The sequence below is a fragment of the Oceanicaulis alexandrii DSM 11625 genome (genome assembly GCF_000420265.1).
Classification (GTDB): Bacteria; Pseudomonadota; Alphaproteobacteria; order Caulobacterales; family Maricaulaceae; genus Oceanicaulis; species Oceanicaulis alexandrii.
The window spans coordinates 1,018,303-1,038,885 of sequence record NZ_ATUP01000001.1 but is presented as its reverse complement, the minus strand read 5'-3'; the positions used below and the strand labels follow the sequence as shown (position 1 = coordinate 1,038,885).

20 protein-coding genes are annotated in these 20,583 nt (G+C 64.2%); 13 read left to right on the top strand and 7 right to left on the bottom strand.

From position 1 onward, the window contains the following. Window positions 1–90 precede the first annotated feature (90 nt). The gene (locus G405_RS16400; RefSeq protein ID WP_022700424.1) at window positions 91–927 is read left to right on the top strand and encodes a class I SAM-dependent methyltransferase; all 837 of its coding nucleotides are present in this window, start codon (window positions 91–93) and stop codon (window positions 925–927) included. Here the strand turns inward: G405_RS16400 and G405_RS16395 are convergent. The 4 genes from G405_RS16395 to kdsB form a co-directional block, all read right to left on the bottom strand. After that, on the bottom strand, window positions 924–2,330 hold the full coding sequence (locus tag G405_RS16395) for an exopolysaccharide biosynthesis polyprenyl glycosylphosphotransferase (RefSeq protein ID WP_022700423.1): 1,407 nt from the start codon (window positions 2,328–2,330) through the stop codon (window positions 924–926). The genes G405_RS16400 and G405_RS16395 overlap by 4 nt on opposite strands. 80 nt (window positions 2,331–2,410) lie before the next feature. Continuing rightward, window positions 2,411–3,625, bottom strand: a complete 1,215-nt coding sequence (locus tag G405_RS0105060) for an O-antigen ligase family protein (RefSeq protein WP_156861368.1) — start codon at window positions 3,623–3,625, stop codon at window positions 2,411–2,413. Then, entirely contained in the window at window positions 3,622–4,266 is a 645-nt protein-coding gene (locus tag G405_RS0105055; RefSeq protein WP_022700421.1) for a histidine phosphatase family protein, read from the bottom strand. The genes G405_RS0105060 and G405_RS0105055 overlap by 4 nt, the downstream gene beginning before the upstream one ends. Beyond that, window positions 4,267–5,043, bottom strand: coding sequence for a 3-deoxy-manno-octulosonate cytidylyltransferase (kdsB, locus tag G405_RS0105050; RefSeq protein ID WP_022700420.1), 777 nt, complete (start codon window positions 5,041–5,043; stop codon window positions 4,267–4,269). It lies immediately after the preceding gene. Window positions 5,044–5,231: 188 nt separating this feature from the next. Between kdsB and G405_RS0105045 the strand changes: the two genes are divergently transcribed. Together G405_RS0105045 and cmk are read left to right on the top strand one after the other, a co-directional pair. Next, a complete protein-coding gene (locus G405_RS0105045) occupies window positions 5,232–6,002 on the top strand; it encodes a YebC/PmpR family DNA-binding transcriptional regulator (RefSeq protein WP_022700419.1) in 771 nt (256 codons plus the stop codon). After that, window positions 6,002–6,646: a (d)CMP kinase gene (gene cmk / locus G405_RS0105040; protein ID WP_022700418.1), complete on the top strand. Its 645-nt coding sequence runs from the start codon at window positions 6,002–6,004 to the stop codon at window positions 6,644–6,646. The genes G405_RS0105045 and cmk overlap by 1 nt, the downstream gene beginning before the upstream one ends. 37 nt (window positions 6,647–6,683) lie before the next feature. Here the strand turns inward: cmk and G405_RS0105035 are convergent, their stop codons facing one another. Then, entirely contained in the window at window positions 6,684–8,504 is a 1,821-nt protein-coding gene (locus tag G405_RS0105035) for an autotransporter domain-containing protein (protein ID WP_084683411.1), read from the bottom strand. Window positions 8,505–8,663: 159 nt separating this feature from the next. On the opposite strand from G405_RS0105035, the gene G405_RS16390 reads away from it, so the two are divergent. The 6 genes from G405_RS16390 to G405_RS0105005 all read left to right on the top strand — a co-directional run bounded on the left by G405_RS16390 (window position 8,664) and on the right by G405_RS0105005 (window position 15,838). Beyond that, window positions 8,664–9,458 carry an aldo/keto reductase gene (locus G405_RS16390; RefSeq protein ID WP_169447495.1) on the top strand — a complete coding sequence of 265 codons (795 nt, stop codon included), beginning with the start codon at window positions 8,664–8,666 and terminating at the stop codon, window positions 9,456–9,458. A 27-nt stretch (window positions 9,459–9,485) separates the two neighbouring features. Further along, the gene (locus G405_RS0105025; protein WP_051143334.1) at window positions 9,486–10,733 is read left to right on the top strand and encodes an FAD-binding domain-containing protein; all 1,248 of its coding nucleotides are present in this window, start codon (window positions 9,486–9,488) and stop codon (window positions 10,731–10,733) included. Window positions 10,734–10,834: 101 nt separating this feature from the next. Further along, a complete protein-coding gene (locus G405_RS0105020; RefSeq protein WP_022700414.1) occupies window positions 10,835–11,800 on the top strand; it encodes an ArsR/SmtB family transcription factor in 966 nt (321 codons plus the stop codon). Beyond that, window positions 11,790–13,322: a glucose-6-phosphate isomerase gene (gene pgi / locus G405_RS0105015; protein ID WP_022700413.1), complete on the top strand. Its 1,533-nt coding sequence runs from the start codon at window positions 11,790–11,792 to the stop codon at window positions 13,320–13,322. Before G405_RS0105020 ends, pgi begins: the two co-directional genes overlap by 11 nt. Window positions 13,323–13,392: 70 nt before the next feature. Further along, window positions 13,393–15,381, top strand: coding sequence for a transketolase (gene tkt / locus G405_RS0105010; protein WP_022700412.1), 1,989 nt, complete (start codon window positions 13,393–13,395; stop codon window positions 15,379–15,381). 199 nt (window positions 15,382–15,580) lie between these two features. Continuing rightward, window positions 15,581–15,838 carry a YjhX family toxin gene (locus G405_RS0105005; protein WP_022700411.1) on the top strand — a complete coding sequence of 86 codons (258 nt, stop codon included), beginning with the start codon at window positions 15,581–15,583 and terminating at the stop codon, window positions 15,836–15,838. A 29-nt stretch (window positions 15,839–15,867) separates the two neighbouring features. Here G405_RS0105005 and G405_RS16385 read toward each other — a convergent pair whose 3' ends face one another. Continuing rightward, on the bottom strand, window positions 15,868–17,049 hold the full coding sequence (locus G405_RS16385) for a cupin domain-containing protein (protein WP_022700410.1): 1,182 nt from the start codon (window positions 17,047–17,049) through the stop codon (window positions 15,868–15,870). 5 nt (window positions 17,050–17,054) lie between these two features. Then, complete coding sequence (locus tag G405_RS0104995; protein WP_028284546.1) at window positions 17,055–17,756, bottom strand: hypothetical protein; 702 nt, start codon at window positions 17,754–17,756, stop codon at window positions 17,055–17,057. Between the two features lie 125 nt (window positions 17,757–17,881). On the opposite strand from G405_RS0104995, the gene ruvC reads away from it, so the two are divergent. Genes ruvC through G405_RS0104975 form a run of 4 tightly spaced genes read left to right on the top strand, consistent with a single transcriptional unit; the run spans window position 17,882 to window position 20,582 of the window. After that, complete coding sequence (gene ruvC, locus G405_RS0104990; RefSeq protein WP_022700407.1) at window positions 17,882–18,379, top strand: crossover junction endodeoxyribonuclease RuvC; 498 nt, start codon at window positions 17,882–17,884, stop codon at window positions 18,377–18,379. Next, entirely contained in the window at window positions 18,376–19,026 is a 651-nt protein-coding gene (gene ruvA, locus G405_RS0104985; RefSeq protein WP_022700406.1) for a Holliday junction branch migration protein RuvA, read from the top strand. The genes ruvC and ruvA overlap by 4 nt, the downstream gene beginning before the upstream one ends. Continuing rightward, complete coding sequence (gene ruvB, locus G405_RS0104980; RefSeq protein WP_022700405.1) at window positions 19,023–20,054, top strand: Holliday junction branch migration DNA helicase RuvB; 1,032 nt, start codon at window positions 19,023–19,025, stop codon at window positions 20,052–20,054. Before ruvA ends, ruvB begins: the two co-directional genes overlap by 4 nt. A gap of 39 nt (window positions 20,055–20,093) precedes the next feature. Further along, entirely contained in the window at window positions 20,094–20,582 is a 489-nt protein-coding gene (locus G405_RS0104975) for a hypothetical protein (protein WP_022700404.1), read from the top strand. Window position 20,583 lies beyond the last annotated feature (1 nt).

Below are 20,583 nucleotides of genomic sequence, written 5' to 3'. Positions count from 1 at the left end.
GGTCAGTCATGAAACGTCGATATCTTGAACCAGCTTTAGTCCTCAATCATAACAGCACCATAAAACCGGTTTGAAAATGAGGAAGGCTGCATGGGCGCTGCAAACGCGGTCAAAACCTGGACGCATCAGACCCTGCCGCGGCCTCTTGTGAATTTCCTGTGGAATCTTGCAAGCGACGCCAGGGATTTGCCGGCCCGCTGGCGCGCGCCGGGCGAGCCGCGACCCTGGCGGGTCTGGCATAATGTGGGCGGCGGTGACTTCCATCAGATCGGTCACGCCTATTTCAGCTGGTTTCAACGTTCGGCCCGGCTTTCACCCTCCGCCCATGTGCTGGATATGGGCTGCGGCGCCGGACGGATTGCGTTTCGACTTGCGGAATATCTGAACGCGCAGGGGCGCTATACCGGTTTTGATTTGTCCGAGCGGGCGCTTCGCTTCGCCCGCAATCATGTCTCCGGCGAGGCGCACTTCGTCTTCGTGCGGGCCGATGTGCAAAGCCGCGAATATGGCGGCGCGGGCGAAAAGGCGACCGGGTATCGCTTTCCGGCCGACACCGCCAGCATCGACGCCGCACTTGCGATTTCACTGTTCAGCCATTTACTCCCCGAAGACGCCGCGGCCTATCTCAAGGAAGCCGGTCGCGTCCTGAAACCGGGCGGGCGCTTGTGCCTGACCGGGTTCATTGTGGAGCCGGGCATGGAGCTGTCAGGCGCGGTTCTGGCGTTGCAGCCGTTTCGCGACGGGGCCTGGGCGGCGGATCCGCGAGAACCCGAACGCGCGATCGGCTATGAGCGCGCCGTGTTTGAGGACTGGATGCGTCAGGCGGGGTTGAGGCTGGCTGAGCCTGTCGAGCCCGGACATTGGTCGACCCCTCAGCGTACGGGCGAGTTTCAGGACCGGATCGTTCTGGAAAGGCTGCCGCTTTAGCGCCCGGAACTGAACAAGACCTCGCGGACCGTCCGCACCAGGATCACGACGTCGCGCCACAAGGACCAGTTCTGGACGTAATGGCTATCAAGCCGGGCGCGTTCTTCAAACGTGGTGTCGTTGCGACCATTGACCTGCCACAAGCCGGTCAGGCCCGGACGCACGCGCTGATAATCCAGCATCGCCTGACCATAACACTCTTGCTGATCCAGCGTCATCGGACGCGGCCCCACAAGGCTCATATCGCCCTTGAGCACATTGATCAGCTGGGGCAGCTCATCCAGGCTGGTCACGCGGAGCAGGCGGCCGACCGGTGTGATGCGCGGATCATCGTCGAGCTTCTGATAGGCGCGCCATTGCGCTTCGCGTTCGGGGTCGCTCTCCAGTATTTCAGCCAGGCGCGCTTCGGCGTTGACCACCATGGTGCGGAATTTCAGACAGCCGAAAGGTCGGCCGTCTGCGCCCACGCGTTGCTGGCTGAACATCACCGGCCCGTCATCCTTGCGGATGGCGACCATGATGAAGACCAGGACCGGGCTGAGAAACGCCAGCGCGCAGGCCGAGGCGATGATGTCAAAGCCGCGCTTGACCATTTGAGCAAAGGGACGGTGCTGCGCATTGATCATCGACAGGATGACGCCGTCTTCGGGCGGGAAGCGGACCAGATCGAAGGATTCTCCGGAAATGGCGCCCAGGGCAGGGCGATAATAATAGGATGCGCCTGCTGCCGACAGGAGCCGCGCCAGCCGTGCGGCGATGTCTTGCGTCGCCGCGTCCGGCGCCAGAAAGACGGGGCGCTGGACGAGCGGTGCGATCTGTTCAAGCAGCGCCGCGTCGCTGAGCTGGGCGAACGGCTCCAGCGCGAGGCTGCGTTCGGCATGCAGACCATGACCCGCTTCGGAGCGGATGACGCTGTCGGGCGAGAGAGTCAGCGCTTGGGGGGCGAGCACTGTGACCGGCTGAAGCCAGCCGCCGCTGACGGTGAACAAGGCGCGCACGCCAAGCCGCAACGCCAGAATCAGAACCGGCACGCACAGCCAGGCCGCTATGAGGGGCCAAGCGCCCGCCAACTCACCATAGGCGTAAAGGCCGGCGATCTGGGCCAGACAGGCAAGGCCGCACGCCTTGAGGACCGAGCCTGCGACCCCCATCACCGGCTGTCGGCTGCGATAGTGTCCCTGGGCGTTGAACCAGCCCATGAGCAGAACGCCTGCGAGAAAGAAGATCGCCAGTTCGCCTTGGGCTGCGACGCCGCCGTTCACGGCGTGCAGCGCCTGAAGCGCAATGCCGGACAGGCTGATCGCGCTCATGTCGGACAGGACGAAAACCTGCACCGGATTGATCGAGCCCGCAGCGCGCGCAGGCGCAAATGACGGTGCGTGTGCATCAATCCGGGACGACATGGGCTCTCCTCGATCCACTGGCGCCGCTCTGCTGGCGGCTTTGAGTGTGAGGAGCAAGAATGGCGCCGCGCTGGGACGCGTTAATCAGGAGCGTCTGTCCTGTTCAGGAACGCTGCGAAAACACCCAAGGCGAGCGCGGCGTGATGCCATTCCTGATAAACGCCATAGCCCAGCATGACGGTGACCAGCCAGATGCCGCCCACATAAGCCAGGCCCGCGATCTGATCCGTGTTCAAAGGGGCGCGGCCAACAGCGCGGGCTCCGGCGAACAGCGTGGCGGCGCAGAGCAAGGCGCCGATCGCGCCTGCATCCATCCAGATGTGCAGACCGGCGTTGTGCGCGTGGAGCGGCAAGCGGTCGATGATGATGTCCCGGTAAGGAACGGGATCCGCCATGACCCGCATGCTGTCAAGCCCGTGTCCGATCAGCGGCGCTTGTCGGATTTGCTCCAGCACCGCTTTCCAGATTTCCAGCCGCCAGGCCCAGGACACTGGCAGGCCTTGCTCTACGCTTTCAGGCAGCAAGGCCAGCCCGATGCCCATGAACAAGGGCGCGCCCAACACCCAGACGCCAGCGCCCAGCAATATGACTTGCAAGGCTGTACGCGAGGCGAGCTGGGTCGCGGCGGCGGCGAGCAGGCCGAAGACAAGAGCCAGGATGTTGGCTTCGACATCAAAACTGGCTGACGCGAACGCGGCCATGGCCAGAAGCGTCAGGGCCAGCCCGCGCCGCCAGGCGCCCTCTCGACGCCACATATACAAGGCGACAGGACCCGCCACCATCATGAAGGCGGTGGCGCCGCGTGACAGCGTGACCTTGGCGTTGCGAATGGCTTCTGCGGGATAGTTTGAGTCTTCCAGCTCAAGCTCGATCCAGCCGCCGATCAGGCCGCCCGTCAACGCTTCAATGAGAAAATAGCCCCCCGCGAGAAGTGACAAGACGCTGAGTAGCTTGGCTTGCCGTCCGGCTTCTTCATCGGTCAGGCGGCACGCAATATATGCGCCCATGACGAATAACGGGATCAGAAGCGCGAGCTTGTAAGCCTGGTCGGCCCGCTCATACGGCGACCATAGATGTGAGGCGCATAGCCAGGCCACGCTCAGTACGCCAAGAAACGCCAGAGTCGGCGCACTCTTGAATGACCGCCAGCCGGACACGAAAATGACCGGCGTGAAGATGAAGCCGATCAGCGCCATGGATGTGGCGAGCCCCAGGCCGCCCGCGGCGATAAAGACGGCGCTCAGCGTCAACAGCACCCCGAGGGTGACCGAGGAGAGACGCCATCGAGTCGTCACGGATGCAGAGCCTTTACGAAGTCTTCTGGCGACAGGTTCCACGCTAGCAACTCGCGTCCGTCAGCGGTCACGCGCACAGCGCCCATATGGCCGGTTTTGACCTTGGCCTCTTCGCTCGGGGCGGAATCCTTGGCCAGAAGTGCATGGAAATATCGCAGTATCCCGTTGGACGTCAGGACGAAGACAACCGTGTCATCATTGCGATCGCGCGTCACTGAATCCAGTACGCTGCGGGCGTTGGCCTTGAGGGTTTCCACAGTGGGGCTCCAGCCTGCGCCATTGGGCGGAATAGAGCGCTCACGCCAGTCGGTGATGGCGCTTTCCCCCCAGCTTTCGGCGATTTCTGCGTCAGTCTTGCCGCCCCAGACGCCGTAATCGATCTCGCGCAAGCGGTCATCGATCTCGACCTCGCCGGTGAACCCGCAAATCTCGCCGACCAGCCGGGCGCCGGTGCGGGTGCGCTTGAGCGGTCCGGCGATGATCCGGTCGGGCAGTTGATTGAGCGTGCGCAGGGCTTCACCCATGGCGCGTGATTGCTCGAGGCCTTTTTCAACGAGGGGAAGGTCTTCGTTCGCTCCGACCCAGACAGGCGTGTCGTCCGGGCCGAATGTATTGCCATGGCGCGCCAGGATCAGCAGCATTTAGATAATCTCCCCTTCGCGAGCGATGATGTCCGCCGCGACGACGGCGTCCCGCGGCGAGTCCACAGAATACGGCGTTCGGCCGCGATAATCGGTCAGCACGATCCGGATCGGGATGCCGTTTTCCAGCGCCCGCAATTGCTCCAGGCTTTCGGCCAACTCCAACGGACTCGGCTCCAGCGCCACCAGCTTGGACAAGGTGTCGAAGCGATAGGCGTACAGCCCGATGTGCTTATAGATCGGCAGGCCTGTCTGTTCTCGTTTGAATGGAATGATGGCCTTGGAAAAATAAAGCGCATTCAGGGTCTTGTCGAATACGACCGTGGTGCCGCCGACTTCGCCGCGGCGTTTGGCTTCACTCAGCTTATCCAGTGCGTCTTCACTCAGCGCAACTGCAGGCGTGGCGAGCCGCAGGGTCGGGTCCGCCTTCATCGCGGCGGCGGCGGCGTCTACGACCCAGGGTGGGGTCAGGGGCGCATCGCCTTGAAGGTTGACGATGACATCGTTGGGCTGGGCGAAGTCGCGCACGGCTTCAAAGGCGCGCTCGGTGCCGTTCCGGCAGCTTTCCGGGGTCATCACGGCTTCGCCGCCGAAAGCCTTCACGGCCTCAAGGATTCGCGCATCGTCGGTGGCGACGATCACGCGGTCGATTGCGGGCGCGGCTGCGGCCAGTCGGCGCACGCGCTCGACCATGGGCACGCCAGCGATTTCATGAAGCGGTTTGCCCGGAAAACGCGTGGAGCCGTAACGGGCGGGAATAACGGCGATAACAGACATGAGGCGCCTATAAAGAACAGCAAAGCGGACTGGCTTGTTCAATGCCATGGCCCGCCGCTGAAGACCAGTGCGCGCGGTGAGCGCTCAAGGTCTTGGCCGAAGCGGTCTCAATAGGGTAGAAGGCCCGCTTCAAGAATTCATGCTGCCGCGCTTGGCAGCTCGCCATTTGCCTTCCGGAGGTTTCGACCATGGCCGGCCACTCAAAATGGGCCAATATCCAGCACCGCAAGGGTCGCCAGGATAAAGCTCGCGCTAAATTGTTCTCGCGTTTGTCCAAGGAAGTCATGGTCGCCGTGAAAATGGGCGGACCGGACCCGGACATGAACCCGCGCCTGCGTCTGGCGATTCAGAACGCCAAGGGCCAGTCCATGCCCAAGGACAATATCGAACGCGCGATCAAGAAAGCGGCGGGCGGCGATGTCGAAGAGTATTTCGAGATCCGCTATGAGGGCTTCGGTCCCGCCGGCATCGGCCTGATCGTGGAAGCCTCCACTGACAACAAGAACCGCGCAGCGGGAGAAGTGCGCGCCGCCTTTTCCAAGAATGGCGGCAATCTGGGTGAAACCGGATCTGTCAGCTTCATGTTCGATCAGGTGGGCGAGATCCGCTTCCCGCTTTCGGTCGCTGATGAAGAAGCCATGTTTGAAGCCGCCATTGAAGCCGGCGCTGAAGACGTGGTGCAGGAAGACCTGCTCGATGATGACGGCGAGCCGGCGCCCGAGCATGTGATCTATTGCGCCCGGGAAGACCTGGCCGAGGTCAGCTCGAACCTCCAAGAGCGCTTTGGCGACGCCAAGTCCGCCAACATCATCTGGAAGCCGCAAAACCTGATCGAGGTGACCGGCGACAAGGTGGCGACTGTGATGAAACTCATGGAAGCGCTTGAAGACCTTGATGATGTGAGCACCGTGTTCGCGAACTTCGATATTTCCGACGAAGACATGGCGAACCTCGAATAATGGCGGGTCAGTCGCGCCCCATCGTCATCGCCGTGGATGGTCCGCTCGCTTCTGGCAAGGGGACCATTGCGCGGGCGCTCGGGGCGCGTTTCGGCGTGCCGCATCTGGACACGGGCGCGCTCTATCGCGCTGTGGCGGTTTCAATGCTCGAGCAAGGTTTGCCGCCGGAAAATGCGGATGAAGCCGAGCGAGTCGCGCGGGAACTTGATGTCGCCGCCATCGACGAATCCAAGATCCGCACCGCCGGCGCCGGCGTGGCCGCCAGCGTGGTGTCGGCTCATCCGCGGGTGCGAGCGGCGCTTCTGGATGTCCAGCGCGCTTTCGCCGCCCAGGACGGCGGGGCTGTGCTGGATGGACGCGATATCGGCACGGTGATCTGCCCGAATGCGGATGTGAAGCTGTTCGTCACCGCAGATGAAGAATCGCGCGCCTGGCGGCGCCGGGCGGAGCTCGTCAATCGCGGCGAGGAGATCAGTTTCGAGCAGGTGCTGGGCCAGCTGCGCCAGCGCGACGCGCGCGACGCCAGCCGCGCGGACGCCCCGATGATCAAGGCCGATGACGCGATCGAACTCGACACGTCTGACATGTCGGTGGACGAGGCTGTGCGCGAGGCGATCAAGCTGGTGGACGCCAGGCTGGGCTGAGGCCCCGACCCCTTAAAGAGGCCGGGGCTCATCGGCTTTAGAAGCCCAGACGCACCTGCAGGCGCGCCTGCAGGCTTTCCGTGCCGTCGCCAGAACGACCCGCAGCCGTCAGGGCGACGCTCAACCGGTCGCGAATCTGGGCCTCATAGCCCAGCTGGGCGCGCAGCAGCCCATCTTCATTCCCGCCAATCCGGGCCGTGGACAGGTCGATGTCGTTCAAGAGAACGCCGACCGTTCGCTCGGCGTCATCTTCGCTCTCATACGCGAGGCCCGCTTGCAGTTTGCCTGCTTCAGACACCTGCCAGCTGGCGCGGACGCCGGCTTCATAAAGCGTGCTGCTGAAATCAAGCGCCTGGACGCGGCCGTTCAGAAGCACGCCTTGCTCGACATTGGCTGCGAGGTCGTAATCGGTGAACACCGCTCGCAGATAGGGCGTCAGCGCAAACGATTCGGACGCAGCGAAGTCCAGCCCGGCTTCAAGCGCCGTGAAGCTGTGATCCACGACCAGCTGGCCGGTCACCGTGTTGCGGGGAGCGAACCCGGTGGCCCTCACGGTGTCCATGTCGGTGCGGCCCAGACCCGCGCCGCCCATCAGGTAAAACGCGCCCGTCGACCAGCCGCCATGCACGGCGACGGCGAAAGTCTCTGCATCGCCAGAGGCGGGCAGAACGCCGCTAATGGTGCTGCTGGTGTCGGCGAAGCTGGCGCGCGCGCCGGCGAAGAAGCCGTTGTCGAGATTGGCGGTGAAGCCCGCAGAGGCGGACCAGCCGTCATAATCAACACCAGCTGCGCTTGCGCTGGCGTCTACGGACCCGTCCAGCCAGCCGCCGGTGATATAGCCGCCGGTCTCTGATTTGGCGCGTCCTGCGTCGTCGAGCGCGTCCACGATCAAATGGCGGCCGATCTGATAGGCGTGCTCGGTCAGGCCGCCGGCGCTTTGCCCGGCATAATCCGCGTTCGCGCCGCTGGCGACGACGAAAGCGGCCAGCACGGCGTGAGACTGCGTGGTCGGATGGATGCCGTCATAATCGCTCCAGTCCGACGGGCAGGCGTCGAGCAGCAAGCCCTGGCTGACGCAATCGGTGGACGTTTCGCTGAAGCCGTAAAGCGACGAATTGGCGTAGACGTCGAGAAGCAGGTCTTCGACATTGATGTAGAGCACATCTGCGCCGTATTGCGCGCTGATCGCGGCGTCCACGCCGCGCAACCCGATATTGAACTGCGCCGCAGCCTGATCGAACTGGGCGTCAAAGGGGGCGGGCGCTTCCACGGATGATCCGATGGGCGGCACGCCGAACAGCACAAAGCGCCGGGCGCCAGCGTCCGCCAGCGTTGACAGGGTTTGCTGGATGTCGGCCACGCCCTGATTGATATCCAGTGATCCGCCGCTCAGCGCCGCAAGGAAGTTGTTGCCGCCGATCCAGATGGAGAAGATGTCCGAGCTGTTTGGCGCCGCGATCTGCCCGCTGGCGACGCCGGCGGCGAAGAACTGTGCTTGCTCGATGGAGCCGGGCAGGATCGGACCGCCGGGTGTGCTGGCGAAGCCGGCGGTGCGCGCGCCGCCATGGGCGAAATTGATGCCGTTTGAGGCGTCGCCGAGTACGCCGGTCAGGAAGGGCGACAGCGCCAGCGTCTGCCCGGTCAGATATTCATGCCAGACCGGTCCGTTGGAAAAGCGGCCGTTGAAATAGACCGGCGGGCCGCCAGCGCCTGCCGCCAAAAACACATTGCCGGTGTCAGACAGGCTATCGCCAAAGACGTAAGACTTGCCGGCGGTGAAGTCCCACGATTGCGCAAGTGCTGGCGCAGACGCGAAAGACAGGGCGGCCAATGAGGCCCCCAGCATTTGTTTAAACATAAAGCTCCTCCCCAGAGCGTGTATCGGTGCGCATTATTTATTGTTCGCACACTGTGATTAGCTGTTCTGAACTGTAAGGTTGTCAAGTTGCACCGATTGGGCGAGGCGCGGAATCTGCACATGGCGGTTTGGGGTGGGACGGCTTAGCCTGTGGGAATGATGAAGTTTTCCGCTCTCGGCTTTGGCGTCTCCGGCGCCCATGGCACGCCCCTTGTTCCAGCCTCAGAGACGCTGGCGCTGATCAAGGCGGCGGTGGAGGGCGGCGTGCGAATGTTTGACACCGCGCCCTCTTATGGGGCTGGCGAGGCCGAGCGGCGTTTGGGTGTCGCTCTGAAAGCGCTGGATCGCTCGGACCTTGTCGTCTGCACCAAGGCGGGACTGACCAGCCATGGCCTTGCCGGGCGGCGGCGCGATCTGTCGCCCGATGGCGTTGAGGCCAGCGTGCGCGCCTCGTTGGGCCGATTAGGTGTTGAGGGGGTCGACATCCTCTTCCTGCATGGCGCGGCGCCCCATGAGCTGGATGCGGCTTTGCTGGCGCGTTTGCGGGCGCTCAAGCAGGCCGGCGCGTTTCGGTCTTTGGGCGCAGCGGTACGCGGTCCAGCGCTCGACTGGGCGCTGGATGCAGGATGGTTTGAGGTCCTCATGACCCCGATTCACCCTTTTCTGGACAGCGCGGAGACGGCGGCGCTCGACCGGGCTGCGCAGGCGGGGCTTCCCATCATGGCGATTGAAACCGCCGGTGATGCGCCTCCCAGATTGCGGGCGCCGCGTTCACTGGCGGACCTCTATCCGCTCGCCAAGAGAGTGCGCGCAAAAGGCGCCGGGCGCGGGCGAATCGCGGTTCCGGACGGGCTCAAGCTGGCGCTCGGTCGGCCGGGCGTGGTCAGCGCGCTCTTCACCACCACGCGCAGGGCGCATCTCAACAGCAATCTGGAGAGCGCCGGACTTTCCTGACGCAGATCCCGGTCTAGCTCCGCCCCGATGAGCCAGACAGAGTTATTCGCTTCGCCACCCGTGCCGCCAACGCCCGACCGCCAGGCGGGCCTGGAGCGCCTGAAAGCCTTCACGCCCATGATGGGGCGGCGCTATGCGACGCAGCGCAATTTTGATTTCGGTCCTGAAGACCGCTCCAACATCTCTGTGTTGAGCGCGCATGTGCGCCACAGGCTGGTTCTGGAGCCTGAACTGGCCCAGGCGGCATTGAACGCTCATGGGCTTCAAGCCGCCGAGAAATTCATTCAGGAGGTCTGCTGGCGGACCTATTGGAAAGGCTGGCTGGAGCTGCGCCCGTCGCGCTGGTCAGAGTACAAGACTGAGCTGTCTCAAGCCCTGGACGCGCTGGGCGAAGACGAGGCTCTGCGCCGCCGGTATGAAGCGGCCCGGGACGGTCTGACAGGGCTTGAATGCTTTGACGCCTGGGCGGGCGAGCTGATTCAGACCGGCTATCTGCACAATCATGCACGGATGTGGTTTGCCTCGATCTGGATCTATACGCTTGAGCTGCCCTGGGTTCTGGGCGCGGATCTGTTCCTGCGCCATCTGATCGATGGCGACCCGGCCTCCAATACGCTGAGCTGGCGTTGGGTGGGCGGCCTGCAGACGGCGGGCAAGACCTATCTGGCCCGCGCCTCCAACATCGAAAAATATACCGGGGGCCGCTTCTCGCCGGATGCAGGCGCGCTGGCGCAAGAGGCGCCGCCGCTTGATGCGTCGCTTGAACATCCGGCCCCGCAGACGCTTGCGGCTGGGGAGGCGCCAGACCCTGACTCCCCCACTCTGGTCTGGTTGCATGAAGAGGATTTGCATGCGGAAAGCTGGGCTGCGGACAGGCTCGACGTGCGTGCAGTGGTTTATCAGGCCGAACCTTTAGCGCGGGGCGCGCTGGCGTTGGGGGAGTGCGCGGCGCGCTTTACGCAGCAGGCCCTCATAGACGGCGCGCAGCGTGCGGGCGCTCATTTCGGGCGCACCGCGCAAGCTGCCCCGGACATTGACGCTGCTATCGATACGGCGCGGACGCTGGGCGCAAAGCAGGTTGTGACGCAGCGCCCGGCGGTTGGGCCGGGTCAGGACCAGATGGCGGCGTATCGAGCCGCGCTGGCGCAAGCCGACCTCACGCTGTGCGAGATGCAACGTCCGTGGGATGCGGCCTTCTTCCCCTATGCGACCAAGGGGTTTTTCAAGTTCAAAACAGCGATCCCGGCTGTCTTCGACCAACTCCGCCTGAGCTGACCGCGCCTTAAACCGCGCCGAAAAGATGACTTTTCGGCATTCTCCCGCTAAGCGGTGGGGGATAGGCTACAGGCGCGGTTCGGCGCTGGGTGGGAGAGACCATGCAATCTGATCTGTTGGCGAAGCTCAAGGCTCTTGCGGAGCCGACACGCCTGCGGATTGTGTCTTTGCTGGCGCAGGGCGAACTCACCGTCAGCGAGATCATGCAGGTGCTGGGACAAAGCCAGCCGCGTATTTCGCGCCATCTCAAACTTCTGGCCGACGCCGGTCTGTGCGAACGCTTTCCCGAAGGCGGCTGGGTGTTTTACCGCCTGATGCGCACCGGGCCGGTGAGCCGTCTCGCCGCGCTGGTGGAGGAATTCACCGAAGCCAACGAGCCTCAGGTCCATCGTGATCGTCAGCGCCTGCAGGAGCTCAAGCGTCTGCGCGCCGAAGAGGCTGCGAAGTATTTCGAAGCCGCCGCCCAGGAGTGGTCTCAAATTCGCTCCTTGCACTTTTCCGACGCCGAGGTGGAAGCTGCGATGCTGGATCTGGCCAAGGACCGCCGCTTCAAGCAGCATGTGGATGTCGGCACCGGGACGGGGCGTATTCTCGAGCTCTTCATTGATCAGGCCGATGAGGGCATGGGCGTCGATCTGAGCCGTGAGATGCTCCATGTGGCGCGGGCCAAGCTGACCGAAGCGGGCTTGTCATCCCGCTTTGTGCGTCAGGCCGATGCGTCAGCCCTGCCGCTGGATGAAGGCGCCGCCGATCTCGTCACCCTGCATCAGGTGCTCCATTACTTGCCAGACCCCCAGGCCGCATTGTCAGAATGCGCCCGAGTGCTGGCGCCCGGCGGCTTGCTGTTGGTGGTGGATTTCGCCGAGCATCACCACGAGACCCTGCGCATCCAGCATCATCACCGCTGGCTGGGCTTCCCGCCCGCTCAGGTCACAGCCTGGCTGCAGACCAGCGGGCTCACGCTGAAATCATTGCGGACGCTTGAGCCCGAAGGCATTGAGGGCGGGCTGACGGTATTGATCTGGGCGGCGGAGCGTCCGATCGAAGGGGATGAGGATGACGTCTGAGACGGGGATGAAGGCGATCGCCGCGGCGCAAGCCAGCGTCGACATGGCGAGCCTTCTGTCAGACGAGGCGCGGTCAGACGCGCTGCAGTTCGAGGCGGCGGGGCTTTATCTCGATTTGCGGCGACAAAAGCTGACCCTGCCGACCTGGCGGGCGCTGGTCGAGCGGGCTGACATGTTAGGCGTCGACGAACGGCTGGCGGCCCTGTTCGCGGGCGAGATCGTGAACGGCACCGAACAACGCCCGGCCCTGCACCCCGCCTGCCGTAATCCTGCGCTGTTGGGCGAGTCGGACGCCGCCGCGGCGATGATCGCCACCCGCAAGAAGACGCGCGCTTTCGCCGACCTCATGGGGCGGCCCGATGCGCTGGACGGACATCCGGTGCGGCGCGTGGTCAATATCGGCATTGGCGGGTCCGATCTGGGACCGCGCTTTGTCTATGACGCGCTTGGCGCGTTCCGCCGCGACGGCGTCGAGACGCATTTCGTCTCCAATCTCGATCCGGCCGATCTTGATGACGCGCTGGAAGGCGCTGATGCTGAGACCACGCTGATCCTGGTGATCTCCAAATCCTTCACCACCCAGGAAACCTTGATGAATGCGCGCGCGGCGCGCGCTTGGGTCGTCGAGCATCTGGGGGAGGCGGGCGTCAGCGCCCGCTTCGCCGCCGCCACCGCCTGTCCTGACAAGGCCAGGGCGTTTGGTCTGGATGACGAACGGATCTTCGCCTTTCTCGATGGCGTGGGCGGGCGCTATTCGCTGTGGTCAGCCGCCGGGCTGGCGCTGGAGACGGGTCTGGGCTCTGACGTGTTTGATCGCCTGCTCAAAGGCGCGCAAGCGATGGACGAGCATGTCGCGACAACGCCGCTCGCGCGCAACATGCCCGTGGCGAAAGCGTTGATCGACGTGTTCAATCGCGCGGGCCTGGGGCTGCCGTCTCGTTGTGTGGCGGCCTATTCCTCGCGCCTGGAGCGCCTGCCGAGCTATCTGCAGCAGCTGGAAATGGAAAGCCTGGGCAAGTCCGTGAACGCGGAAGGCGAGCCCTTGTCTGAGGGCCATAGCGGACCCCTGGTCTGGGGCGGACGCGGATCAGACCTGCAGCATTCCGTGTTTCAATGGCTGCATCAGGGGCTGGATGAAGCGCCGGTTGATTTCATCGCCATCGCCGATCATGGCCGGACGGATGAGCGCGTTCGGGCGCTAAACGCCAATCTCGCCGCTCAGGGCGCGGCTTTGACTCATGGCCGTACGGGCGAAGGCGATCTGGCGAAGCACAAGGCGATCCGGGGCGGGCGCGCCAGCGCCACATTCGTGATGGACCGGCTGAACCCAGAAACCCTGGGCGCGCTGATCGCGCTGCACGAGCACAAAGTCTTTGTGGAAGCCGTGATTTACGGCCTCAACCCGTTTGACCAATGGGGCGTCGAGCTGGGCAAAAGCCTTGCCCGCTCCATCCTTTCCGGCGACATGGCCGGGTTTGACGGCCCGGCGCGTGAGCTGACGCACCGATTGGGCCTTGATTGATGATGCTCAGGGCTGTGTAAACACTTTGCCGATACGCCCTTCGCACCCGCACACGATAAAGGCCAGCGATATGACCCAGCCCGCTCTTGATCCGGCCCGGATCCAGCCCCTCGCCAATGCGGTTCGCGCCCTGTCCATGGACGCTGTTGAAGCCGCCAAGTCCGGTCACCCCGGCATGCCCATGGGCATGGCCGATGTGGCGACGGTCTTGTGGACCCGGCATATCAAGTTTGATCCCAAGGACACCCAATGGGCCGACCGGGACCGGTTCGTGTTGTCGGCGGGTCATGGCTCCATGCTGCTCTATTCGATCCTGCACCTGATCGGGGTTGAAGAGATGACGATGGAAGAGCTCAAAAACTTCCGTCAGCTGGGCTCGAAAACCGCCGGTCACCCTGAATTCGGTCATGCGCCGGGCATCGAGACCACCACCGGCCCGCTGGGCCAGGGCCTGGCGACGGCTGTGGGCATGGCGCTGGGCGAGCGCATGATGAACGCGCATTACGGCGATGATCTGGTGGATCACCGCACCTGGGTGATCGCCTCTGACGGCGACCTTCAGGAAGGCGTCAGCCAGGAAGCGATCTCTATCGCCGGCCATCTCAAGCTGAGCAAGCTGGTGGTGCTGTGGGATGACAATTCCATCCAGATCGATGGCGACACCGCGCTGTCTGACACGGTCGATCATCGCCAGCGTTTTGAGAGCGCAGGCTGGACCACGATGGAAGTGGACGGTCATGACGCGGCGGCTGTCGACAAGGCGCTCAATGACGCCAAGATGTCTGACAAGCCGGTGCTGATCGCGTGCAAGACCACGATCGGCTTTGGCGCGCCCACCAAGGCGGGCACCGCCGGCAGCCATGGCGCGCCGCTGGGCGCCGAGGAGATCAAGGGCGCACGCGAAGCGCTGGGCTGGAGCCATGAGCCCTTCGTGATCCCCGACGAGATTTATGACGGCTGGCGCTTTGTCTCCGAGCTGGGAGCGCAGACGCGCGAGGCCTGGGACGCCCGCCTGAAGGCGTCTGACAAGGCCGCCGCCTTCACCGCGCAACTGGCGGCTGAACCGCCGAAAGCCGCTTTGGACGCGCTGGACGCGCACATCCAGAAAACGCTCAGCGACAAGCCGGCGCTGGCGACCCGCGCGTCGTCCGGCAAGGCGATCGAAGCCTTCTGGCAGGCCTTCCCCGGCCTCATCGGCGGTTCCGCCGACCTGACGGGCTCCAACAACACCCACGCGCCGGGCATGGCCTCGATCACGCCGGACGATTTCTCGGGCTCCTATGTCCACTATGGCGTGCGCGAGTTCGGCATGGCGGCGGCCATGAACGGCATGGCGCTGCATGGCGGCTTGCGGCCCTATTCGGGCACCTTCCTGGTGTTCTCTGACTATTGCCGCGGCGCGATCCGCCTGTCTGCGTTGATGAACCAGCCGGTGATCTATGTCTTCACCCACGACTCCATCGGTCTTGGCGAAGACGGCCCGACCCACCAGCCGGTCGAGCATCTGACCGCGCTGCGGTCCATGCCCAATGTGGCGGTGTACCGCCCCGGCGATGCGGTGGAAGCGGCGGAAGCGTGGAAATGCGCGCTCGAACGCACCGACGGCCCGACAGTTCTGGTGCTGTCGCGTCAGAAAGTTCCCCATGCGCGCCAGGACGACGGCGCGACGAACCTCTCCGCCAAAGGCGCTTATGTGATCCGCGAAGCGGAGGGCGAGGCGCAAGTCACCCTGATCGGCACCGGCACCGAGCTGAGCCTTGCCATCGAGGCGCAGGCCAAACTCAAGGACAAGGGCGTTCGCGCGCGCGTCGTCTCCGCGCCGTCGCTGGAAACCTTCCTCAAGCAGGATGCAGGCTATCGCGCCTCCGTGGTTGATCCGAAACTGCCCGTCGTGGCGGTCGAAGCGGCCTTGCGCTGGGGCTGGGACGGCCTGATCGGCCTGGAAGGCGGCTTTGTGGGCATGGAGGGCTTTGGCGCCTCGGCGCCCGCTGAAGCGCTCTATGAGCATTTCGGCGTCACCGCCGACGCGGTGGTGGAGCAGGCGCTCAAGCGCGTGTGACCTTTAGGACATAGGCGGTCTGGGTGTTTTGTGATATCCAGACCGCTTATGCGTAATACTCTGTCTGAGACCCGATAGGGCCTCTCCTCGCGGTTTGCGGGGGAGAGGCGGCCTTCAAGAGCCCGTTCGCTGCATGCCGGCGAGCGCCGTTTTCTTGTGTCTGCAGCCCGGCTGCGGACCCTCGGGACCGACAGATCCAATGGATATCTCAAAAGACGAACAGCGCGTGTTGCACGCGCTGGCCAAGGGCGGCTGCATTACAGCCGTCAAAACTTCATCGGGCCGCATTTTGACTGTGGAGCTGATCACGCGCGAAGGCTGGAAGATGCCCGGCGTGACGCCGCGCCTGTTCAGAAAGCTCAAGGCCAAACGCGCGCTCGCCTCCCGCAAGGGCGGACCCTATCGGGTCACGCGCCGCGGATTGGAGCTGGTCCGCGCCCAGCCTGATAACCGTTAAACGTGTGGCCTCGGGGAGGGCGGGGCGGGTCAGGCCCGCTCCGCCACCCCGTACGCGATCAGGCGCTCCATCACATCACGAGCCTTGGCGTCGTCCATGGCGCTGAAATCAGACAGGCTGATCGTTGCGCCTGAGAGCAGGCGCTCAAGCCCGGCCTCGGCGTCTCTGTCAAAGGTCAGCGCGCCGCCAGGGGCGACCAGGGCGATGTGCTCGTCATCCTCGGCGAGCTCCAATGCGATCAGCGGCCGGCGTTTGAGTTGCGTGTCCGGGGTAAGCGCGCCGAAGGTCAGCGCGCCGCGCGTGTCCGCCGGGCGCGAGGTGATGGCGGTGTCAGTGAACAGGCCGATCACCGCATCAAGATCAGCATTTTGACCCACATCGCGCAGCGCGCTTTTAAACGCCGCGTCAAAATGTTCGCGGCTGACCGCGCCCCTGGCGTAGCCCGGCGGCAAGGCCCGGCGCAGGGCGGGTGTGCGCAGGGCGGCTTCGGACACCGCTTCCAGCAGGAAGTCCGCCCATGTTTTCGCCAGCAGACCCGTTGTGATGTGAAGCGAGGCCTGATCATCGCCCTCATTGACCGCGTCGTGCATCAGCCCGCGCGGCACATACAGGACATCGCCCGGCTCCAGCACCAGCTCTTTGCGAGGCTCGGTCTGGGCGAAGCGGCCCGGGGTGAAGCGTTCGCCGCGATAGGGCGTACCCACCGGGGCGTCATAAAGCCGCCAGCGCTTGCGGCCCTCCACCTGCAGGACCAGAACGTCATGATTGTCGTAATGGGTCTGAAACCCCTGCGCATTGGGCGGCGTCAGGTAGATATTGGTCTGCACCGGGCAGGAAAAGTCCGCCTCCAGCTGGCGGCACAGATCCGCAAGAGGCCGGTGTCGCGCCTGCAATTGCGGCAGGATCAGCGTCGCGCCTTGCTGATAGAGCCGGGCGACCTCGCCGCGATCCACCAGGCCATCCTCGCGCAACCAGGCGCCGTCAGGCAGGCGCGGTTCGGCGCGCGCCATGGACAGATCGCCTTCGCGAAACAGACCTTCGGCCAGCATGGCGTCAATCGCCGCAAGGCTGATCAGGGGCGTGAACCGATCCGGCGCCGAGCCCGGCGCGTGCAGCGCCCGGGTCTCGAACACCGTCTCGAAAAAGGCTTCAGCCGCATGCGGAGCGATCAACTCGGCCAGCACGCCCGGCGTTACATCAGATAGGGTCATGTCGTTTAGCAGCGCCGGCCCTGATTGGCGGGATCGGCATACGGGCCGGAATCAGAATCCGAACACTGACGACCGCCGCGCCGGCCGCCTCTCTGACCGCCGCGACCCTGTCCGACCGGATCCGCGTAAGAGCCCTGATCGTTATCGGTGTAACCGCCGCCACGCTGGCCGCCGCGCCCTTGTCCGGGCGGGTCCGCATAGGGGCCCTGATCGCTATCGGTATGACCACTGCGCTGGCCGCCCCGGCCCTGACCCGGCGGGTCGGCATACGGACCCTGGTCATTATCGGTGTGACCGCCGCCGCGCTGGCCGCCACGCCCCTGTCCGGGCGGATCGGCGTACGGACCCTGATCGCTATCAGTATACCCGCCTTGCTGGCCCCCTCGGCCCTGTCCGGGCGGATCGGCGTACGGGCCCTGGTCTGCATCGGTGTAACCGGATTGGCCGCGGCAATTGCGTCCCTGATTGGCGGGGTCTGCATAATTGCCCTGATCGGCGTCCGTACAGTTGCGCCCGCCGCCATACCGACCATTGCGTCCATATCCCACAGCGTCCGCATAGGGGCCGGAATCCGCATCCGTTTGACCGGTGTAACCCTGACCGCTGGCGGTCGCGCAACCGGTCAGACCCGCCGCGCCGATCACTGTGACGCCGCCCGCGACTTGCGTCAGAAAAGAGCGCCTTGAGAGCTTGCGTTTCTTACTCATGTCCGTCTCCCCCATAGACTAAAACCTTACACGCATTATGGGTTGGAGAAAACTGAACGCGACCTGAACGGATGAACGTGCATGCAATGGTCGCCTTTTGTTCTGGGCGCCTTATGGTGTGAGCGATGAGCGCTTCGATTCGCATATTGGGCATTGATCCGGGGCTGAACGCCACGGGCTGGGGGGTGATCGACCAGACAGGCTCTCGCCTGTCGCTGGTGGAGTATGGCGTCATCAAAGCGCCGCCCAAGGCGCCGATGGCGGAGCGTTTGACCGTGATCTACAACGCCATCGAAGTGCTGGTTGAGCAGTTCAAGCCGCATGAAGCTGCCGTTGAGGATCAGTTCGTTCACGCCAGCGCCGTCAGCGCGCTCAAGCTGGGCCAGGCCCGGGCTGCGGCCATGCTGGCGCCGGCGCGCGCCGGGCTGGTGGTGGGCGAATACGCGCCCAAACTCGTGAAAAAGTCGGTCGTGGGCACCGGCTCCGCAGAAAAGGCGCAAGTGGCGGCGATGATCGCGATTTTACTGCCCGGCTCGAAGGCGGATGCGGACGCGGCGGATGCGCTGGCGGTCGCGGTCTGCCACGCTCACCACAGAACCGCTATGAAAGGACTGGCGTCATGATTGGCAAGCTGAAGGGCGTCGTGGACTGTGTCGGCGAGGAAGAAGCCGTCATTGACGTCAATGGCGTCGGATATCTGGTCAGCGCCGGATCGCGCACCCTCGCCCGGCTGGAGCCGGGACAGCCCGTGTCGCTTCATATCGAGACCCATGTGCGTGAGGATCAGTTCAAACTCTTCGGTTTCTTGAGCGATTCAGAGCGCGCCTGGTTCGTCCGTCTGCAATCAGTGCAAGGGGTCGGCGCGAAACACGCCCTCGCCATGCTCGATGCGATTGATGTGGGCGAGATTGAAAGCTCGGCGATCCTGGGCGATCCCATGCCGTTTGAACGCGCCAAGGGCGTCGGCAAAAAGCTCGCCCAACGCATCGCCACGGAACTGAAAGACAAGGCGCCGCCGCTCGGCCGGTCCCTGGGCGCCGGCGCAGCCGGACTCGCCGCCGCTCTGGCGCCTGCAGGCGCCGATACGCCAGCCGCCACGTCGTCTCGCACGGACAATGTCATGCGTGAAAGCGCCGTCTCCGCGCTGGTCAATCTGGGCTATGCGGAAAGCGATGCGCGCAAGGCCGCTGCGGAAGCCTTGCGTCAGCTCGGCGATGATGCGACCGAAGGGCTGGTGATCAAATCGGCCCTGAAGGAGCTGGCGCGTTGAGCGAGCCGGACGAGCGCATCATCTCTGCAGACGCGAACCCCGGCGATGGCCGGGACAAGGCGTTGCGTCCGCTCTCGTTTGACGAGTTCGTGGGCCAGCCTGCGGCCATCGCAAACCTGAAAGTCTTCACCCAGGCGGCCGGGCGGCGCGGCGAAGCGCTGGACCATGTCCTGTTGTCCGGCCCGCCGGGCCTGGGCAAGACCACTTTGGCGCAGATCGTGGCGAAAGAGCTGGGCGTGAACTTTCGCGCCACATCAGGCCCGGTCATCGCCAAGGCGGGCGATCTGGCGGCGATCCTGACCAATCTTGAAGAACGCGACGTCCTGTTCATCGACGAAATCCACCGGCTGTTGCCCGCCGTCGAAGAGATCCTCTATCCGGCGATGGAGGATTTCTGCCTCGATCTGGTGATCGGGGAGGGGCCGAGCGCGCGTACTGTGCGCATCGATCTGCCGCCGTTCACCCTGGTGGGCGCCACCACGCGCGCCGGCCTTCTGGCGACGCCGCTGCGCGACCGCTTCGGCGTGCCGGTGCGGCTTGAGTTTTATTCGGTTGAGGAATTGTCGGGCATCGTCGCCCGCGCCGCGCGCAAGCTGGGCGCGCCCATGAGCGAGGATGGCGCGATCGAGATCGCCAAGCGCGCCCGCGGCACGCCCCGCGTCGCTGGACGGCTTCTGCGCCGGGTGCGTGATTTCGCCGAGGAAGACGGCGCGCCGGAGATCGACGCCAAGGTCGCCGACGGCGCCTTGCGGCGGCTTGAAGTGGACGCGGTCGGGCTCGACAGTCTCGACCGGCGCTATCTGCGCGTCCTGATCGAGGGCTTTGGCGGCGGACCTGCGGGCGTTGAGACGCTGGCCGCAGCCTGCGCCGAGGCGCGCGATGCGCTGGAGGACGTGGTCGAGCCTTTCCTGATTCAGCAGGGCTTCATCATGCGCACCCCGCGCGGGCGTGTGGCCGCCAAGCGCGCCTATGAGCATCTGGGCTTCACCATGCCGCAACACTTGAATGATGATCTGTTTGGAAACTAGTTTTGCTTATCAAGGTCGGAATAGGCGAGGGGTGACAATATGATACTCAAGACAGCATCAGCCTTGATTGTTAGTCTTGCGGCGACGGGCGCCGCCATGGCGCAATCTCAGGATCTATCTGCTTGCGATGAGAGCGCCTACACGCCGCCTTTCAGTACGGTGGTGATCTCGGTCATCTGCTTTGTGCCGGCAGCGGGAGGCCCGAATCCGTCGCCGAGGGTGGGGCGGATGACTTTCTTTCCAGACCCCTCTCAACCCGGCAGGGGTGCTATCCAGACTTCGCTCCCTTCCCACTCTGATTGCAACTCGAGTGGCGAGTTTCACACCGGGTCCTGGCAGGTCATGCCCGGCTCGTGTGACGTGAGCATCGAGTTCACTCATTCCATGAATAGCGACTATTTCCTCAGCTCCGGCCTCTATGGCGCGCTAGGGTTCTCGATCTTCTCTGTCGGCTCAAGTGATGGAACCGGCCCTTGGAGAAATGTCTTTGATTTTAACAACGTCACTCATATCCAGTCGTTTGAATAGC

Excerpts from the sequence above, each read along its gene's own strand:
- G405_RS16400 (WP_022700424.1), top strand. The coding sequence starts at position 91 with ATGGGCGCTGCAAACGCGGTCAAAACCTGGACGCATCAGACCCTGCCG.
- G405_RS16395 (WP_022700423.1), bottom strand. The coding sequence starts at position 2,330 with ATGTCGTCCCGGATTGATGCACACGCACCGTCATTTGCGCCTGCGCGC.
- G405_RS0105055 (WP_022700421.1), bottom strand. The coding sequence starts at position 4,266 with ATGCTGCTGATCCTGGCGCGCCATGGCAATACATTCGGCCCGGACGAC.
- kdsB (WP_022700420.1), bottom strand. The coding sequence starts at position 5,043 with ATGTCTGTTATCGCCGTTATTCCCGCCCGTTACGGCTCCACGCGTTTT.
- G405_RS0105045 (WP_022700419.1), top strand. The coding sequence starts at position 5,232 with ATGGCCGGCCACTCAAAATGGGCCAATATCCAGCACCGCAAGGGTCGC.
- cmk (WP_022700418.1), top strand. The coding sequence starts at position 6,002 with ATGGCGGGTCAGTCGCGCCCCATCGTCATCGCCGTGGATGGTCCGCTC.
- G405_RS0105035 (WP_084683411.1), bottom strand. The coding sequence starts at position 8,504 with ATGTTTAAACAAATGCTGGGGGCCTCATTGGCCGCCCTGTCTTTCGCG.
- G405_RS16390 (WP_169447495.1), top strand. The coding sequence starts at position 8,664 with ATGAAGTTTTCCGCTCTCGGCTTTGGCGTCTCCGGCGCCCATGGCACG.
- G405_RS0105025 (WP_051143334.1), top strand. The coding sequence starts at position 9,486 with ATGAGCCAGACAGAGTTATTCGCTTCGCCACCCGTGCCGCCAACGCCC.
- G405_RS0105020 (WP_022700414.1), top strand. The coding sequence starts at position 10,835 with ATGCAATCTGATCTGTTGGCGAAGCTCAAGGCTCTTGCGGAGCCGACA.
- pgi (WP_022700413.1), top strand. The coding sequence starts at position 11,790 with ATGACGTCTGAGACGGGGATGAAGGCGATCGCCGCGGCGCAAGCCAGC.
- tkt (WP_022700412.1), top strand. The coding sequence starts at position 13,393 with ATGACCCAGCCCGCTCTTGATCCGGCCCGGATCCAGCCCCTCGCCAAT.
- G405_RS0105005 (WP_022700411.1), top strand. The coding sequence starts at position 15,581 with ATGGATATCTCAAAAGACGAACAGCGCGTGTTGCACGCGCTGGCCAAG.
- G405_RS16385 (WP_022700410.1), bottom strand. The coding sequence starts at position 17,049 with ATGACCCTATCTGATGTAACGCCGGGCGTGCTGGCCGAGTTGATCGCT.
- G405_RS0104995 (WP_028284546.1), bottom strand. The coding sequence starts at position 17,756 with ATGAGTAAGAAACGCAAGCTCTCAAGGCGCTCTTTTCTGACGCAAGTC.
- ruvC (WP_022700407.1), top strand. The coding sequence starts at position 17,882 with ATGAGCGCTTCGATTCGCATATTGGGCATTGATCCGGGGCTGAACGCC.
- ruvA (WP_022700406.1), top strand. The coding sequence starts at position 18,376 with ATGATTGGCAAGCTGAAGGGCGTCGTGGACTGTGTCGGCGAGGAAGAA.
- G405_RS0104975 (WP_022700404.1), top strand. The coding sequence starts at position 20,094 with ATGATACTCAAGACAGCATCAGCCTTGATTGTTAGTCTTGCGGCGACG.